Annotated in this window: 14 protein-coding genes; 1 reads left to right on the top strand and 13 read right to left on the bottom strand. The window is 58.8% G+C overall.

Features of this window, described 5'->3' with window-relative positions:
- Window positions 1–6: 6 nt before the first annotated feature.
- Genes JDW18_RS12390 through JDW18_RS12400 form a run of 3 tightly spaced genes read right to left on the bottom strand, consistent with a single transcriptional unit; the run spans window position 7 to window position 6,579 of the window.
- Entirely contained in the window at window positions 7–3,597 is a 3,591-nt protein-coding gene (locus tag JDW18_RS12390; RefSeq protein ID WP_218239761.1) for a hypothetical protein, read from the bottom strand.
- Between the two features lies 1 nt (window position 3,598).
- On the bottom strand, window positions 3,599–3,994 hold the full coding sequence (locus JDW18_RS12395) for a hypothetical protein (RefSeq protein WP_218239762.1): 396 nt from the start codon (window positions 3,992–3,994) through the stop codon (window positions 3,599–3,601).
- Window positions 3,991–6,579, bottom strand: a complete 2,589-nt coding sequence (locus JDW18_RS12400) for a tape measure protein (protein WP_246610536.1) — start codon at window positions 6,577–6,579, stop codon at window positions 3,991–3,993. Before JDW18_RS12400 ends, JDW18_RS12395 begins: the two co-directional genes overlap by 4 nt.
- A 9-nt stretch (window positions 6,580–6,588) precedes the next feature.
- Between JDW18_RS12400 and JDW18_RS22595 the strand changes: the two genes are divergently transcribed.
- Complete coding sequence (locus tag JDW18_RS22595) at window positions 6,589–6,822, top strand: hypothetical protein (protein WP_246610591.1); 234 nt, start codon at window positions 6,589–6,591, stop codon at window positions 6,820–6,822.
- Between the two features lie 656 nt (window positions 6,823–7,478).
- Here JDW18_RS22595 and JDW18_RS12405 read toward each other — a convergent pair.
- From JDW18_RS12405 to JDW18_RS12450, 10 genes are all read right to left on the bottom strand, one after another.
- Window positions 7,479–8,486, bottom strand: coding sequence for a hypothetical protein (locus tag JDW18_RS12405; protein ID WP_218239764.1), 1,008 nt, complete (start codon window positions 8,484–8,486; stop codon window positions 7,479–7,481).
- A 3-nt stretch (window positions 8,487–8,489) separates the two neighbouring features.
- Entirely contained in the window at window positions 8,490–8,696 is a 207-nt protein-coding gene (locus JDW18_RS12410; protein ID WP_218239765.1) for a DUF7210 family protein, read from the bottom strand.
- Window positions 8,693–9,202: a hypothetical protein gene (locus JDW18_RS12415; RefSeq protein ID WP_218239766.1), complete on the bottom strand. Its 510-nt coding sequence runs from the start codon at window positions 9,200–9,202 to the stop codon at window positions 8,693–8,695. The genes JDW18_RS12410 and JDW18_RS12415 overlap by 4 nt, the downstream gene beginning before the upstream one ends.
- Window positions 9,199–9,699, bottom strand: coding sequence for a hypothetical protein (locus tag JDW18_RS12420; protein WP_218239767.1), 501 nt, complete (start codon window positions 9,697–9,699; stop codon window positions 9,199–9,201). The genes JDW18_RS12415 and JDW18_RS12420 overlap by 4 nt, the downstream gene beginning before the upstream one ends.
- Complete coding sequence (locus JDW18_RS12425) at window positions 9,696–10,373, bottom strand: hypothetical protein (protein ID WP_218239768.1); 678 nt, start codon at window positions 10,371–10,373, stop codon at window positions 9,696–9,698. Before JDW18_RS12425 ends, JDW18_RS12420 begins: the two co-directional genes overlap by 4 nt.
- 204 nt (window positions 10,374–10,577) lie before the next feature.
- Window positions 10,578–12,992: a phage major capsid protein gene (locus JDW18_RS12430; RefSeq protein ID WP_218239769.1), complete on the bottom strand. Its 2,415-nt coding sequence runs from the start codon at window positions 12,990–12,992 to the stop codon at window positions 10,578–10,580.
- 3 nt (window positions 12,993–12,995) lie between these two features.
- Window positions 12,996–13,208 carry a hypothetical protein gene (locus JDW18_RS12435; RefSeq protein ID WP_246609865.1) on the bottom strand — a complete coding sequence of 71 codons (213 nt, stop codon included), beginning with the start codon at window positions 13,206–13,208 and terminating at the stop codon, window positions 12,996–12,998.
- A 109-nt stretch (window positions 13,209–13,317) separates the two neighbouring features.
- On the bottom strand, window positions 13,318–14,181 hold the full coding sequence (locus tag JDW18_RS12440; protein ID WP_218239771.1) for a hypothetical protein: 864 nt from the start codon (window positions 14,179–14,181) through the stop codon (window positions 13,318–13,320).
- 138 nt (window positions 14,182–14,319) lie between these two features.
- Complete coding sequence (locus JDW18_RS12445) at window positions 14,320–15,276, bottom strand: hypothetical protein (protein WP_246609867.1); 957 nt, start codon at window positions 15,274–15,276, stop codon at window positions 14,320–14,322.
- Window positions 15,269–16,780 carry a hypothetical protein gene (locus JDW18_RS12450; RefSeq protein ID WP_246609869.1) on the bottom strand — a complete coding sequence of 504 codons (1,512 nt, stop codon included), beginning with the start codon at window positions 16,778–16,780 and terminating at the stop codon, window positions 15,269–15,271. Before JDW18_RS12450 ends, JDW18_RS12445 begins: the two co-directional genes overlap by 8 nt.

Here is a 16,780-nt window from a genome sequence, read left to right on the forward strand (position 1 = left end):
GGGGAATCAGTTGGATTGCGGGCGGTTCACGTCGCCCCGCGCAAGGATGGAAAAGTTGTGCTCGATGCCAGTCTCTGGCCCCGGCTGGATGGTGCGCACGATCCAGAACGGGTACAGCGCCCCGACGGTGTTGATACGCAGAATGTTTCCGATGGCCCAGCCGCCGCCAAAGCCCAGAGGATGAATAGTTAAAAATGGCTTTCCCGTGGCCGAGTTCAGGGGCGCGCAGACGGTATTGATATCGCCCGTGGCAATCACCCCCACATGCTCACCAATCACCCGATACTGGGTGGTCGATGTGAACTCCAGCACCCAGCGCTCGGTAGTGCCACCCGCGTTGGTGATCTCGATAGGCGAGACGCTCTGGTCGTACTTTGCAGGAGGCTCCTGCCCCATGAGCGCGTCTGACCAGGCGTTGTCAACCCAGGTCTTTTGCGCAAATACGAGGCTCACCCGAGCAAACCGGTCACTGGCCTGCAGAGCGCTGGACACATAGGTGCCATCCTTGGGATAGTCATGCGTGAGCGCCCGGTTGAAGGTGATCTCGCCGGAGATCTGCACGTCCGTGGCCGTGGCCATGTCTTCGATGCGGTCCTCGATCACGATAGGCATGGTCATCGCCGCAACGTCGGTGAAGCTGACAGTGCCCGCTTCCAGATTCGCTGTGAAGCCCGTCAGGTGGTTTGTGCCGTTCGCATCACGAACCGCCACGCGAGACAGACGCGTGCGGGCCAAGTTGATGGTCTGGTTGTTGCTGACATTGAGCTGGGACGTGGTCTTGGTATGCCCCACTACGCACAGCGAACCTGCTCTAAAAATAGGCACTTTGCCGTCGCTTGGAAGGCGCACTGGGTCGATACCGATGATGTCGGCATTCATAGGCAGATAGGCATAGGCCACTGCCGAGTAGCGCAAGGCGCTGGCCACAATGGGCGCGGGTTTAAAGATGCGGCCATCGAGCTGCACATTGGCGGGATCAAACCAAGGCTCGGACTCATTGCCCACTGCCACGACCATGCCGCCAAAGCCCAGACGCACCAGGCCGGTCTCAAAGTCCACCGTGCCGACCACGCCCGAAGCGCTGATGGTTCCATCAGTGGCAGCCGTGACGTTCTGCACACCGCCGCCAACGCGGGGTACCTGTACTGTGAGTGAGCCAGGACGCAGGGGAGCCGCAGCTGTGCGAAACACAAAGGCGCTGCTGAGCGCATCCCCCAGCGTCGTGACGCAGCTGGCCCTGCGCAGGCTGTTGCTGCTGCCTGTCGTCCAGGACGTGAGTGCCACGCGCCCCGTCGCGTAACTGAGCGTGCCGCGTGTCACAAAGCCGCCTGCTGTCAGAACCCGCAGCGCGCCACGGCCATCGTCACTCCATGGCTGACCACTTACGGGCAAAAGCACAGCAGAGCCAGGCACCACGGGCGCCCGCACGCCAGTGACCAGGTCAAACTCGGGTGCGAAGACCACCTGCAGTGTCTTGCGGGTTGCGCTGCCAGTGGTCCGGAACCGCAGCTTGACGTAGCCGCTTTCGTCATTGGGATAGGTGCTGGGGGCCGCTACATACTCAATGCCTTCATAGTTCAGGCGATACTGGGCTGTGCCCACCCACACATTGCCGCTGGTTTGCGTAGCCGAGTAGCGAGGCTTGGGAATCCGAATGGACACATCAGGGTTTAAGTCAATCGCTCCGGTTGCATAAGTCACGGTGCCCACTTGCACACCATCCAGCATCAACTTGCCTGCACCGTCATCACGGGCGATCTGGATCGGGTCCACCAGGCTCACACCCATCTCATCAATCTGAGCCTTGCTGTATGTGCCCAGCACGCTGGTGTCCGTGAGCGTGTTCCACTCAACTTCGACCGTATAGGGCACAAGCGAACCCTGGCCAGCCGAGACTGCCAGTCGGCCCTGGCCGTTGCGCGATGGGTGTGCAAGATTGACTTCAACCGCAGGAGCTGTGTCGACCGTGACATCGAGCACTGTGCCCACGGCTGGCATCAGCTTGGGGGCAAACAGCACCTCGGAGCGGCCCACACGCACTTCGCCGGTGGCGTCGCCCTGCAACTGCCAGGCAGCATTGGCCGTAGCAGTGCGCTGGATCTGCCCATCCATCCATTTGATATCGAAGGCACCGGGGTACAGCGCCTGGCCAGCGGGCAGTTGCAGGGCAATGGTCTGGCTGATGAGCAGGTCAACGGCTGCGTGCACGGTCTCTTGCGTAGGCACACCCCATTGCCAGACGATGGAGCTGCCCACATCGGGCAATGCACCCAGTGTGACCACATAGCTGCCAGTTTCTGCGCTGTACGTTCCCGCGCCATAGCTGGAATCGGTACCGCGCAGCGCGCCGTCTCCAGCGTCGGAAAGCACATACCAGCGCCCCTGCGCACGATACGCTGCAGACAAGGTGCCGCGTGCAGGAGTCGGCGTGATGAAGCCGGTATAGGACTGACTGCGGTTCTCAGCCGTGATGCGGATCTCGCTGGACTGAGGCATGCGCTGCATATACGCAGCAGGCCGGTAGGTCACTGTCTTGGTGCCTGGGTAGCTGCCAGAGCTGGAGGTCACCACGCCATTGGCATAGTCCACGATGCCAATCTGCTGGGTACCAGACATGAGGATGCCTCCCACGTCCGTGAAGGTCGCACCGCCCACGACGATCTTGAGTGAACCGGGCAAGCAGCCACCGGGCAGCACCATGCTGGTGATGGTGCTCCAGGCCTGATCTGTCGCGAAGGTCACTGCCTCGGAGCCTGACACTGGCAAACCTGCAGCAGCATAGGGAATCGCCGCAGGTATGGGCGTCTCGCTCTGCGCCGAAGGCACGATCTGCGTCATGATCGTCTTGGCGATGATCGTGAAGTCGCCCAGCGCTGCGGCTTTTTGCACAGGGGTCACGCCCACATAGCTGCCAGCATCTGCGACCACAGTGTCGCGCAAGCGGGCGCTATTGGCCGCACGAGCGAACTGACGACTGGCCGGAGATCCGACAAAGTCATTGCGCAACGCATCCGACAACTCCACAGTCACCACCAGAGCCTTGTAGTCTTTGTCCGTGTCGTAGGTAAACGTGCGCTCCAGACTGGTCACGCGAATGGCGCGAACATATTGCTCGTATTCGTTGCTCAGACCTTCATTGCCCACCAGAACCAGCGTCTTGCCCACGGCTGGCAGCTCAGTGCCAGAGCGCTGGAAAATCTGAATGACGCGCTGGCCTTTGATGTGGTTCTCATAGAGATAGCCTGGCCATTCAGCCCCCTTGTTGAGGTAAGCCTCCAGCCGAGCTTGCGCCTTGGCCCGTGTGTCATAGACCTCACCCGTCGCAAACAAGGTGATGGAAACATTGGGGTCCTCGGGCGGCTTTGCCACGATGACATTGCTGCCCTGGTAGGTGTCCCGGTCGTCAGTGCGCACAGACACATGCACCTGACGCAGGTTTGCGCGGCCCGTGGCGCGGTCCATCTCCGAGATATCGGGGACGATGGCATTTTCTTGGCCTGACTCAATCACGACCGACGATGGGCCACCACCGCCCTCGGGCACATCGTCCATGACGCGGCTGGCACGCAGCTGGATGTCGCCTTGCAAAATAGGCATGTCAAACCTCTAAAAATCTGAAAGTCGGGAGATAGAGCTGCTCGTCGGACTCTTCACCGTCCTGGAGCTTGAAAACGGGCTGACCTGTAAATCCACCCTTGGCGTGGTCAAACATGACCTTCCGTGCCTGGCCACGCAGAATCAGGGTGAGCTGGATGCCAGGCAGCTCGGCCCAAGCCTGCAGCGTTGAGCACAGGGCACGAGTGATCCAGGCGGCTGTCTCGGTGCCCATCAGCGTGATCGGGCGACCTGCCTGCTTTAAAGCCACGTCGACCAGGAGCGCTCCTGTGGTGCTGTAGCTGGTGGCCTGATCCACTGGGCTCCACGAAAACTCGTCCTGCCAGTCCAGGCGATCGCTGATATGGGCAGTCGTGCCGTTGTATGTGAGGGTGATCATGTCGAGGCCCCTTTCTGGCGCTCTACAGCAGCCAGCCATTGATTCATGGATGCCGCTCCTGCAGGGTCTGTGTTGACAGAGCCATAGGGCTGACCATTGATCTGCAAATTGAAGGTAGAGACCTGGCGTGACGCCATGGCCTCAAGCGGTGTCTTGCCGGAGGTTTCAGCGTTGCCATTGCCCTTCATGGTGTTGCGCAGCTCCATGGCCCGCACCTCCCGATCCCACTCAAACATGGCCATGTCGTAGCCCAAATTGCCCAGCGCTCCCATGCTGTTAGTGGCAAATGGGTTGTCCTTCTGGTACTGCTCTTTGTATTTAGCAAGCCAGGCATCTGCTTGAGCCTGGCTCTCAAAGGCTGGCACTGCATCGACACCGCTGATAGTTCCAGCCTTGCGCTTGGCCTCCATCAGCTGCAGCTCACGCGTTGCCAGGTCGTTGGCCTTCTCTTGGGCGGCTATGCCACGCTCACGCTCGGCGTTCAAGCGCTCCAACTCCGAGGTGTGGCGGTTGACGGCATCGGCTGCACGGTTGTGTGAGCCAGCGACATCGTCTACTGCACCCTTCAAACGCAAGGTGCTCTTGCCTGCGCTGTCGACCGCAACCTCATATCCACGGGTTGCAGCTTCAACCTGCACCCAGGATGGGGCGATACCAGCATTGGCTGCGATCGCAGATTCAGCCGACTTTTTAAAAGCCTCGCTCAGCTCACGCGCACTTGCGGTACCGCTGTCACCCAGCACGTCATATGCGGCTTTTGCGTCTGCTGCCGTTTTCTTTAAAGTTTCCTCAGAGGTAATGCCCAACTGTTTCAGGGCTTCGCGCACGCTATTGACGCCTGGCGTGGCAGCATCCAAAGCATCTTTGAGCGCATCCGCTTTGCGTTTAGCCTGGTCAAGCAGGCCATCGGTCAGTTGCTGACCCAGTGCACTACGCACAGATTCAATCTGGTCACGAATGGCTTTCAGGGCCGCTTCGCTATCGGCACTTTCAATGGCTTTGCTGAAACTAGCAGTCAGTACTCGGCCAGTGTCGATACCCTCCTGCTTGAGCTTGCCCATCTGGTCAATCAATGCCTGGGTGTCATTGATCGCGCTGCGCGATGCCACACCGATGTTGCCCTTGAGGACGTCATATTCCAGGCCTGCACGCTTAATGGCCTCGCCAAGCACCGCCTCAGTTAATTGAGCCAGGCGCTCAGCTTCACGAGTGCTGCCAATAAATGCCGCACGAGCCTTTGCTTCAAATACCGCTAAATCTTTTCCAGATAATGCTTTCGCCCAGGCAGCCTCAACTTCAGAGGCAGTTACTTTTCCGGTTTCGCCTAATTTATCCAGGGTGGCCGCAAAATCCTTAATACCTTGAATCTTGGTTAAATCAAAACCTTCGGTGACGCTTTTCAAAGCATCTGCACTGGCTTTTCCCGATTTAGTCAGTTGGTCATATTCAGCAACGGCATTTCTTGCGGCTTTAGATAAATCAAATAATTTATCTGCAGCACCTTGTTCTTTTTGGGCTTGCGCTGCACGAGCTGCAGCAAGCTCTCGCGCAGCAGCTGCTGCTGCTTTATCGGCTTTCTCAAGCTCTTCGGTGCGATCCTTATAGCCCATCAACTTGGCAGCGCTCTCACCGATCCATTTACCAATATCTTGGAAATTGGAGACTATGCCGACAAGCGTGAACGTCTTGAGGCCACCCATGACTGCTGCAAAGCGACCTGTGCTGGCAGCAGCCCCTGCAGCTGCAGCCTGCGTGGCCACGAGCTGAGCATTGGCTGCAGCAATGCCAGTTGCGGCAATTTGAGTCGCCTGGCCAATGCCCAGAAAATGCTGCGCCAGACGCAAAGCCGTAAACGCAGCTGCTGCCTGGCCAAGGTCCATCAGCAAGCCTGCAATGTTCTGCAGATTGTTGGCAAGCAACTGGATCGCCTTCGCCGCAGCTGCGCTTGCTCCGTTGGCCTGGTCGACTTTCTGAACATACAGGCTCCACTGGGTGGACAAGTCCTGCATGGCTCGTCCCACCGTTGGTGGAAGGCGCTGGAATTCCGCAGCAACAGCAGCACTTTGCCCCTGCAGTGCAGCAATCACCGTCTGTGTGGTCAGCAGACCTGACTCTGCCATCTTGCGCAGCTCGCCTGTGGTCACCCCCAAGCCATCTGCCAGTGCCTTGGCCAAGCGTGGAGCCTGCTCCATGACACTGTTAAATTCTTCGCCGCGCAGCACTCCACTTTGCAAACCCTGAATCAGCTGGGTGATAGCTGCAGAAGATGCCTCAGTGCTGGAGCCGCTGATTTGGATTGTCTGATTGATCGTCTCCGTCAGGCCCAAGCTCTGCTGACTAGCTTTCTGCGCGCTGAGCCCCGCATCCAGTCCTGCTTGGGCAATGCGCGAAAACAGAACACCAGTGTCTTCAAGGGCGCTGTGCGTTCGCAACGCAACCTCTGTCACCCCCTCCCAAGATTGCTTGAAGTTCTCGCCCTCACCAGTGACGAGTTTCATTCGCCCCTGAAGGTTATTGGCCTGGTCTGCAGTTGCAGCCAAATCCAGCGCCACACTCTTCAGGCCAATCAGCGATTGCAAGCCCACATAGAACTTTTGCAGTCTGTCGAGCTGCTGGCTGATGGACTCCACGCCATCGCCAATCTGACGGTGGGTACGTACTATGCTGGCACCGGCACCTTGAGCGCCTGCAGCTGCTGCTTGATGGGCAGGGACCAAGCCCTGCACAGAGTCACGGACAGATTCGACCTCTTGACGCAGTCGCTGCTGGGCCTGCTGGGCGTTCTGGCCAGCCACACCAAAGCGCTGCAGCTCGGCCTGTGCCCCTGACAAAGCCTGCTTTTGCTGGTCGAGTGTGGAGCGCGCAGCATCTACCGTGGTATTGAGCTGACGCAATGCCGCCACTTCTTTTTCGGTGGGCGGCCCCATGGCCGTGATCTGACGGCCATAGTTCTTGGCTTCGGCCTCTGCCTGGCGCAAAGCTGCAGCCGTGGACTTGGCCTCCGACTCCAGCTTTGTAAAGGTAGTGATTGCCGCATCCTGCTCAGCCAGCTCACGCAGCCTTGCTGCTGCAGTACGCGCCTCTGCAGACACTTCCCCTTCCAAGACTTTTGCAACATTCTCCAGATCGTCAGCCAGGCCAACAATGGACTGCTGTCCGCTAACCCCGGCGTCAATCTGCAGTTTGATTTGCTTATCTGTCATGGCTTCTTACAATGGCGGGATGTCACGTCTCATCGCCTTCATTGCTTGCATCGCCGTCCTGGTCGGCGCAGGGGTGTCTGCGCGGGCAGGAATGACACTGGCTGTTGTGGCCTATGGCCTGCTGGGTGCCTATGTCGTTTGGAATGGGCTGCAGATTGTTCTCAGCCCAAGACGGTGACGCTGCCCGAAAGCGGCTCTCAGGCATGACTGTCGTTTTTTGAGCGCCAACAAAAAAGGCCAGCGAGTGCTGGCCTTAGTCTTTTAAAGGGTCTAGTGCGGCGTTAAGTCTTGCGCACGCGGTAGTACTTGCTGATGCCATCCCCCACCTTGGTGGTGTCCATCAGGACTGAGCCGGTCACCTTCAGATTGATGAACCCGCTTTCCTGCAGCAGCGCGATGGATGATGCCACGCCCTGGCTTGCACGCCAAATTTCCACAATGGCCAGCTTGCCGTCATCGGCTTCGTTCAAGCCTTCCAGGATGATTTCCAGCTCCTTTGGCTTGGTGGTCAGCGCCTCGATCACCGCGTAGCCCACATGCGAGTAGGAGATTTTGACCTCATCATCTTCTGCCAGCTTCGTTGCGTCCAGGTACACATAAATGCCCGCTGGACGCACCTCATAGTTACCAGCAGCCGGAATGATCTCCCCCTGGATTGCATATTTGTAATTGACCCAGATGCCCTTGCCATCAGTCACGCCCGGTGCGGCAACTTCGAGCTGGATGCCAGCCTCCGTCAAGGTGTAATTGCCCGCCATTTCAAGCGCGGTCGCCGTGGCCACGCTGTCTCCAATGCGGACCGTCACATTTGTGGCCTTCGAATGTGCCAGAACGATCAAATCGCCTTTTTTCACGCCCAGGTGCTCTTCATCAGTCACAGTGGCTTCACTAGCAGCCGTACCCTTGGTCAGCACCACATTGCTGGGCTGCAGGTGCTTGGTGCGCAGCAGGCCACCGAGTGTCACCTTCAAGGCTTCACTGACAGCCTGGCCACTCTCCACCCCACTGACCGTGCCCTGCGTAGCGCGTGCTAGGTTGATGGGGTTGATGTCTGCCAGCGTCATGGACAACTCGACATCGGTCACCTTGCGGATCTCGGCATGGGTACCACCGCCCAGCGAGGTCATATTGTTTTGCTTCTTCACATCTTCCTTGTGAGAAAGCTCGGCTGCCAGCACGTTGCCGATCGGCATTGGCGCACCGGCAGAGCCGTATTCACGAACATAGATCTGGCCAACCAGTGCGGCAGGGGCAAATACGCGCTTGATGATGGAGTCAACTTCAGACATTGCTCAGTCCTTTGGATTAACGGTTTGGGTTGCAGGTTGAGACAAGGGAACCACTCCCATGGCCTGCAGCCACTGGGCGGTATCGGGATGCACAGTGATCTCGGCACCAGCCTTGAGGTCTTGGCCAAGGTGCTTGTGGTCCTTGGCCAGCGTCACGGCGACCATGGCGGGCTGTGCAATAGGTGTGGCCTTGCGGCGGGTAGGTTTCATGCTTTCCTCCAGTCGACCCAGCTGCGCGTGCTCAGCTCCAGCATGGCGCTGTGGCATAGCAGGCCTGTAAACATCACAGGGCCAGCGCTGGCTACCTGCACACCGCGCTCGCTTTCGATAGATCCGCCCAGCAGACCAGGCAGGCCCAGCGTCGTGTCAACACGCACGGCAGAGCGAATGCGCTCGACCAGGTCGTCAAAGATCAGCTCGCTCTCCACAGAATCTTTAAAAGCCATGTAGCCGCGAATCAACCAGCGGTGCTCATTCATGATTCGGCTATTGGCATTGACCTCGGTGGTGGCCGTGCGGCGCACATACCAGCCCCGGATATGCGGGTCAGTACCAAAAGCGTCCTCGGCTTGGTCCGGGGTGTACTGGTACAGCTTTCTGAACTCAGCCTCGCTACTGGCAAAGCGCTCGCGCGAGTGAACAATGCCGATAGCAGGCACAGCGCCCAGCACCGCAAGCAGGGCCGAGCGCGCTGCGGATAAGGTGGCAGCCGTCATGCTTTGCCTCCGGTAATGAATTGAAGAATCTGGCCCGCCGCCTCCTCGAACATGGCGATGACCTGGCTGCGCGTGGACAAGGCGGCGCGCTCCATCGGGCGCTGCGGCTCGGTACCCTCGCGGGCAATCTTTCTGGCGACCAGGAAGGCCACCCGCTTGACTTCCTTGGGCTCACGGATACCCAGCACGGCCTTGACCCATGGTTCCATTGCGGCAATAGGTGGCATATGAGGCCCGGTGCCCAGCTCTATAAACAGGGCCGAAGGCTGGCTGCTTCCCACAATTCCCAGCACCCCGGCAGGCGTACTGGCCACATCGCTGGTAATGCTGCGAGCTGTGAGGCCACTGACGCGGGGCATGTTCTCCTGCCACTCGCGCTGCACCAGCAGCGTGGCCTGGTGCATGGTGGCTTCCAGCACCTTCTGCGAGTACTCAGGAGCCTCGCGCAGACCGCGCTCGATCGCGCTCATGTCGCCCAGGCTGATGTCGAGGTTCATAGACCACCTCGGCTGACCAGGCGGTGGCGTGGGTTGCGCTTTGGCCAGCTCACGACCGCAGACGCTGCCGAGCCTGCGACCGCATCCTGCAGCGCCGGGTCCAGCTGACCAATGCCAGCAAAATAAGCAGCCCTGTAATCCTTGGCACGGGCCGCATAGTTGCGCGAGCGGCTCTCGGTGCGGGACATATCAGAGCCCAGCGTCGTCTCGCGGTCACCGGCAAAGCGTGTGGCCAGCTGCTGGCACAACAGGTAAGCTGCAAACGATGCGACCGCCAGGCGGTGGCGTCTAGGGATGCTGTCTGCCGTGGCATCCAGCGCATGAGGCAGCTGATAGCAGACTCTGACCAGAGCATTGGCAGGCAGCGCCTGCTCACTCTCCAGCCCCCAGCCAGTGACCGTGCGGTAAGCGTCCGCAAACACCAGAGAGGCTGGTCGCCTGCCCACCGGAAACTCCACGGACTGGATGACCGAGCTGTCCGTCCAGCCATCCGGTACCGGGCCAAAGACGCCGGTTTCAGGCCATACAACATCCTCCAGCTCCAGGCGCGGGGCATCGGCGCTGTAACACATACGTGCCTCATCCAAGGCACGGTCGCGCACTTCAGCCGTGACCACATCGTCCTGGTCAGAGACCATGTCCTTGATCAGTTCCTGAAAATCCTCAAGCGCCACAGCGGCTCCTATTGTTTAAAGATGAGGGTTCGACCATAGGTTTGCAAAGGCACCGGCAGGCATCAGGTGTGCTGGAGGCTTTGCAAACCCGCCCCTTGTGGGGGCGGGCCGGGCCGCGTCAGGCCGGGTTGATTCATGCGGGAGGACCACTCCCTGGCCGGTCAGGCCCTTCGCTCTCAGTGGGGTGTCAGATCAGGCGGGCACCTAGGCAACCACCGCCTTGGTCGTGCCCTTTTCGCCATCGACCAGCACAGTGCCGCCGTAGATGTGGCGAATCTTGTAGGTCAGCTTGTCGTTGCTGAACATGGAGCCACCGTTAGGCTGGTCCTGGACAAACAGCTCAGGGTCTTCGCGCCCGTCCAGGAAGCCGATCTCCAGCACCGGCAACACCATGGGGTCCGCGACCGTGCACCAGTCGTTGCTGTCGGTCCAGTAACTGACAGGGATCACCTCGGGGTTGATCGTCTGGATATAGGTCTTGTCCAGGTTCTGGCCACGTACAAACAGGTCATAGGCTGTTTCCTGCAGCTCAAACGGCACCAGAATTGCAGCAGGGTCTGTGGCCAGACGCTTGGCGCTGCCCGCACGGGTCTGCTTGAGCATGGCCATGCGGTGCGCTGAAAACTCTTCAGCCGTCAGCGCCCCAGTGAACAGATTGCCGTGGTCAGCGTGGTACAGCGCCTTGGTGTCATAGATCGCGCTGTTGACGCGGAAAAAGTCAAACACGAACTCATAGAGCGTGTTCTTGGCCGCCAGTGCCAGCTCGGTAGGAATGCGGCGCAACGCTTGCACATCATCATTCTTGATGGCTTCCAGCGTCACGTCTTCGGTACCACCACGCTTGGTCACCGCAAAGGTGGCCTTGTCATCACCAGGCGAATTCAGGGACTGGTAGGCGGCACCTTGGGCAACTGCAGGCAGGTTTCCATAGCCGCCAATACGGATACGTTCCTGAGTGCGGAAGTCCGTCACCGGGCCGCTGCTAGCCACGCGTCGCCAGGCATCCAGCTTCGTCAAACCGGTGTAGACAGCCTGCATGCGGCGGGTGATGCTGTCGCCCAGTGCATCGCTCCAGGTGCTGCTGGTGACCGACTCGCGCATGACGCCAAGGCTTTCTGCCATACGGCCCATATCACAATCGCGCACCTGGCCGGTGACACGACGGTCGCCAGTGATCTCGATATAGCACTCGCGCAGCGACTGCACGTTACGGTGTTCTTTGTGAGCCGGGTCGAAGAACGCATTGAGCATGTCACGAATGGAGATGCTACGGTCTTCGACCGTGATTGCGCCAGAGCCAAAGGCAGGCACACGCACCGTGCCCGACTCGGTCAAGCGGGCCACGTAGTCACCTTCGCCCTTGATCAGCTCGCCCACGGCAGCTTCGGTCAGGCGGTCAGCTCCTGCTGTGGCCACCTGGGCCTGCAGACGATCCTTGGATGCCTGGGGCAGTCGGGCTGCGTTGATGCGGTCACGGGCTGCACCACGCAGCTCAAAGGTCTGCAGGTCGGCACGGGTCAGCGGCGTGTTGTCGACCGCAGCTTCCGTCACGCGCTGTGTGCCAGGCTCGGCCACCATGGAGCCACAAACAGATTCATACAGATGGGTGACCTCATCGTCAGTGATGGTGTCCTGATTGACGGCGGCATGCTTCGCCGGGTCTTTGGCCTTGATGGCCTCCAGCATGCGTTGCTTCCACAGAGGCATGGTCTTGCTTCCTTGTTGAGATTCAGAGGGGGATAGATCGGCGGCGGCTTCGGTCAAACGATCCAGGCCACCGCCCGCGCCTGGCTCGACAATCAGATCCACGGAATGCACCTTGAAGAACTTCACGGCTTCGCGCAGGGTTTCGCTGCCGCTGGTGCGTTTACGGGTGCGGGCTTCTGCGTCGATCGACAGGCCCAACAGCCCCTGCATGCCACGCTTGACGGAGCCAACCATCTTGGTGACCGTCGCATCGCTGGGGTCGATGGCTTTAAAGGTGCCGACCAGGCTGCCGGTGTCTGGGGTCTTGCCTTCCACAAAGCGCACGCTGTAAATGCCGCCAATCAGGTTGCGAACGTCCTTGCCCTTGCCCGCACTGTGATCGGCGTCAGACTTGGCAAACACACGCACACCTTCAAACATGGGGGCGGCTTCTCGCAGCGCCTGGTCGGGGTAGTAGTTGCGGTTACCGCTGCGGCCAGAGCGGATCAGCGTGACTTCGATCGTGCCGTCCTGGGCTTCGCGGAAAGCTGCATCCTCCAGTGACTCGCGCACGACGTCGGAAAGCTTGACTCGGCCTGCAGCGCGGTCAGCTTCAGAGATATCGGGGAAGATTGCCGCCGACTTGTCGGCCACGGGCTGAAACTGCGCCACCACCTCTTCGCCTTCAGCCAGAGCCACGGTGTTATCCGCTCCAACGGTGTAGGCGTAGCTGTAAAGGCGCCCCTTTACCTGTACGACAGCGTGGTCAGGCCAGATGCCACGCATGTCCACGTAGTAGTCGCTATTGACCGTCAGGCGCAGCTTGTCGCGCACCGCCTGGCGCACCAGCTCAATCAGCTGGCCATACTCGGAAGTAACCGCCTCCGTCAGGCGGGCAAAGCCGGTGCCCTGGGGGATGAGCTTGACCGGCATGGCTTACTTGGCCTGGCCAGTGAACTTCTGACCGTCGCGGGTGACCACGACCACATGGGTGCCGTAATCCTTGAAGGACAGCACCTCTTCAGCGGAAATGGGGACGCGCTTTTCTTTGGGCTTGTCCTTGCCATCACCGAGATCAAGGACGATGCGCTGCACGCGCTTGGCAGCTTCAGCTGCCGTCAGCTGGGTTTCTTTGGTTTCACCAGGCATTGAACACTCCATCGAAGGTAAGCCGCAGGGCACGGCATTGCGATGGAGTGACTGTGCCGATCAGGGCACAAATGAAAAAGGCCCGCGTATGCTGGCCTTAAAGCTATTGCTAATTAGCTGCGTCTTTTACAGCGCCCAACGCCTTAGACACACTCTCCTGGCTGTCTTTCAGAGCACGAAGGTGCTTCTTCAAAGCAACGCCAACCATACCTTGGTCCCAATTTACGATGTCCTCTTCCTCCAAGGAAATTAGAGGGTCAACGACCGAATCATCCCACTGCGAAAATGAGATCACAACTTTCACAGCATCATTTTCCATCCGCGAATATCGCACCAGAACACCCAGGTCATGATCAAACTCACAAAAACCAAAATAGTCTCCCCGGTAATTGGAGTCATTTCCATCCTCATCGGGCAATCTGAAAGCCATAGCGAATTGACTGCGCCAATATTCTTTATGCTCAGCAGCAATCAACCGAAACATCCTTGTTTCAATCATTGACTCAATCGCTTTTGCTCTTAGTAAATGACGAGCTGTGGTCGACCAAACGGCTCCCTCTGCTTTTGGACGGCATCCATTCTGACTGAATGCTTTGTAAGCCCACTCATATGTGCTCTTGACTTGGGCAGCCAATATTCCATCTTGCTCCAACTGACGATCTTGACGGTAAGTCCGAAAAGCTTGAAAAGTACTGATAGCAATCGCGACAAATGCCAAAGCTGCGAAAAGCGCGTTGACCCCTCCAAACAAATCTCCCACTTGTCCAAGCTTTGCTAGGAAATGGCACTCACCCTCGGAAACACTGCACATCACTCCAACAGCGTATGGCGCTCCATATATGGCCCAAAGGAACCATATACAAAGAACGAAAAAACCCAAAACTACACCGCCAACCAGTACCGAGTGCATCCGCAAAAAAGACTTCACAGGCTTCAAACACTCATCAGAATTCTGAATCTCACCAGACTGCATAAACGCTCCCTATCTTGTGACAAGGATTCTAGGCACCTACGTTAGCGTTTAAAGCATCTTTAAATCGCTCACCATGGCGATAGAAGCAGGTTCCCCACGGGGTAGCCGCAGCCAACTTGTTTAAAGGCGTACAACGCCTCATTCCACCCGCCGCCCTGCTTTCTTCGCAGCCTGATCCAGCGCAGCCTTGCGTCCATCCAGCTGCAGCTCGCGTTCGGTGAAGGGCTTAGCACCAGGCGTCATCACTTTCAAGCTCTTCATCCAGGGGATAGAAATGCACCCGCAGTGGATGATCTGCTCGACCGGAGCCTTGGGGTCATGCGGGCATTGCATCATGTCAAAGCCACCCCCAGGGTTGGGCACCTTGAAGGGCTTGGCTGCCTCAACCACCTGGCCGTCGATGATGTCGTGATTCCAGCGGCTGTGGATCTTGCCGCTGCGCCGCCATTGCTTCCCCAAGCCTGGCACCAATGGCTCAGCCTGCAGCAAGCGCTCATTGGCTGCCACCGCAAAGGCGCGGCTGACCTCGGTGAGCACGATGGTGGCCGCCCGCCTGGGCGATTCAGCACCCAGAATCTTTTGCACGGCCTGGATGGCTTGGTACGGAGTCTGCGCACCAATGGTGGTCTGGCCCAACTGCTGGCCAATCTTGCGGGCGGCCTCACTACCCACATCCTTCAGGCGCAGCGTGCCAAATGCCTTCATTTGCTTAAGCACACCCACGTCGAGCTGAGCCAGTTGCATCTCTACCCTGTGACCAATGATGGCCAGAGGCTTGTCAATAAAGTCTTCGCCTTGGGTCCATGCCTCCTGCATACGCAGCTCGAACAATGCACCGGCATTGCTGGTGGCTCCCAGCAGCACATCCTCAATCTGACCCAACAGGCGCGATAGCTGCAGTTGTTGCCAGTCGGCAGGCAAGCCTGCCAGCGTGACCAGTATCTGATCTCGGGCCTGTTTAAGCATCTGCAGCACTTGCGTCTGACCGGCCAGCAGCAGCTTGGCTCGTTCGCGCAGGCGGTTGGCCAGCTCCACCTCAAACGCTTTATCCGGCTTCTGATCTGGCTCCAGCTCGTCTTTGCCCTTTTTAGCCATGGCTTTGGCCCGTTGCTGCAGCCTGGGCCTCCGCCTTTGCCGCAACCAGGTCAGCAGGCAAATTGGTAAAAACGTCCGCAGCGGCGCGTTTGGCCTGGCGCGCCTCAGCCTCTTCGCGTGCAGCCTCAAGTTCCGCCTTGGCGTCAAAGTCCTGACCAAAGCGCTGAGCCACGTCAGCAACGATCTTGAGAGCCGTTTCCTCGGTCATAAGGCCCGCATCAATCATCTGCACGACAGACGAGACCAACTGCTGCATGGCGGCGGCAAACTTGGTGATATCCCGGTTGAGCAGCTCTGGGAAGACTGCCGTCACCTGCCACTTGTCTTGCGACCAGTCTGGTGTTTCGCCTTTGGTGCGCGCCTGGCACAGCAGCACATGGCGGCCAATTTCTTCCAGCATGATCCTCAGGAAGGCCTGGCGCATGCTGTACATCTTGAAAGTGGGCTCGCCCATTTCAGCCCCCACAGCCCGGTTTACATCGCCAGCTCCACCGAACCAGTGCTCTGGCATGGTGCTGCCCCCCAGCACATGGTTTCTCAGTAAACGGGCACTCTGGCTGGTATCAGCCGCCTGCAGACTGGGGCTCTTGGCCTCCAGCTTCACACTGTCGTTATGGACAAAGGTGCTGTTGGGACCCGGTGGCACAAATGTCTTCTCGTAGGCTTTGACAGCGTTGTCGTCTGCACCCTTCAGTTCCACATCCCAGACGAAGGAACGCAGATAGCCGATGCGGTCCAGCTCATTGAACAGAAACTCGTCATAGGCATCCAGCCAGTCCATCTGGCCCAGCAAGTCAGAGCGCCCCCGGCTGCCGTTCGGAAACTTATTGAGCTGGTACAGCAGGCACTCACCATCTGTAAATTCTTCAGCGCGAATGCGGCAGGTGTTCTCGCTGAACAGTTCGGAGTCCTCCCCCAGCACAATGACGCGGTATTTATATTGACGCCCCCGGTTGTCGCGCTTAGTGACCACGCCAATGGGCTGCTCAGGGTTGCCAGGGTCATTGACCACCGTGGCTATCTGGCGCGGGTCCAGGTAGCCTAGGCGCACAAAGCCGTCACCCTCGCGCACATTGGCGATATAGCACTGCTCGCCCAGCAGGCCCAGCGCTCGCACCCTGCCTTGCAGCTTGAGCGGCCAGTTGTTGATGGGGTCAGACCAGAACTGGTTGATCAGCTTCTGGTGCTCCTCATCCTTGCATTGCAGGGATACGCCCTCCGCCAGCAAATAGGCCAGCGGCAACTCGGTCAGGCGGTTGGCCAGCAGATTGCTCTGCCACAGATACTCAGCCAGCTTCTGCATGCGATCTTGAGCCATGGGCGCAAGATCGCGCTCATTGATGCTTTCCAGCCCACCACTGAGCCTGCGCCAGCCTTCCTCCCCATTGCTTTGGGCGCTGACAGCTTCGCGCACAGGTTGCGGCTGCGACGGCACCTCAGATGGTTCTGCCGTTTCGATCTGGCCATAGCCAAAGGCATTTTTGATGCGTTGAGTCCACGACAT

The organism is Comamonas fluminis (genome assembly GCF_019186805.1).
Lineage (GTDB): Bacteria > Pseudomonadota > Gammaproteobacteria > Burkholderiales > Burkholderiaceae_C > Comamonas > Comamonas fluminis.

Bases quoted from the DNA above. Each gene is read 5' to 3' on its own strand.
- JDW18_RS12390 (WP_218239761.1), bottom strand. From the start codon at position 3,597: ATGCCTATTTTGCAAGGCGACATCCAGCTGCGTGCCAGCCGCGTCATG.
- JDW18_RS12395 (WP_218239762.1), bottom strand. From the start codon at position 3,994: ATGATCACCCTCACATACAACGGCACGACTGCCCATATCAGCGATCGC.
- JDW18_RS12405 (WP_218239764.1), bottom strand. From the start codon at position 8,486: ATGTCTGAAGTTGACTCCATCATCAAGCGCGTATTTGCCCCTGCCGCA.
- JDW18_RS12410 (WP_218239765.1), bottom strand. From the start codon at position 8,696: ATGAAACCTACCCGCCGCAAGGCCACACCTATTGCACAGCCCGCCATG.
- JDW18_RS12415 (WP_218239766.1), bottom strand. From the start codon at position 9,202: ATGACGGCTGCCACCTTATCCGCAGCGCGCTCGGCCCTGCTTGCGGTG.
- JDW18_RS12420 (WP_218239767.1), bottom strand. From the start codon at position 9,699: ATGAACCTCGACATCAGCCTGGGCGACATGAGCGCGATCGAGCGCGGT.
- JDW18_RS12430 (WP_218239769.1), bottom strand. From the start codon at position 12,992: ATGCCGGTCAAGCTCATCCCCCAGGGCACCGGCTTTGCCCGCCTGACG.
- JDW18_RS12435 (WP_246609865.1), bottom strand. From the start codon at position 13,208: ATGCCTGGTGAAACCAAAGAAACCCAGCTGACGGCAGCTGAAGCTGCC.
- JDW18_RS12440 (WP_218239771.1), bottom strand. From the start codon at position 14,181: ATGCAGTCTGGTGAGATTCAGAATTCTGATGAGTGTTTGAAGCCTGTG.
- JDW18_RS12445 (WP_246609867.1), bottom strand. From the start codon at position 15,276: ATGGCTAAAAAGGGCAAAGACGAGCTGGAGCCAGATCAGAAGCCGGAT.
- JDW18_RS12450 (WP_246609869.1), bottom strand. From the start codon at position 16,780: ATGTCGTGGACTCAACGCATCAAAAATGCCTTTGGCTATGGCCAGATC.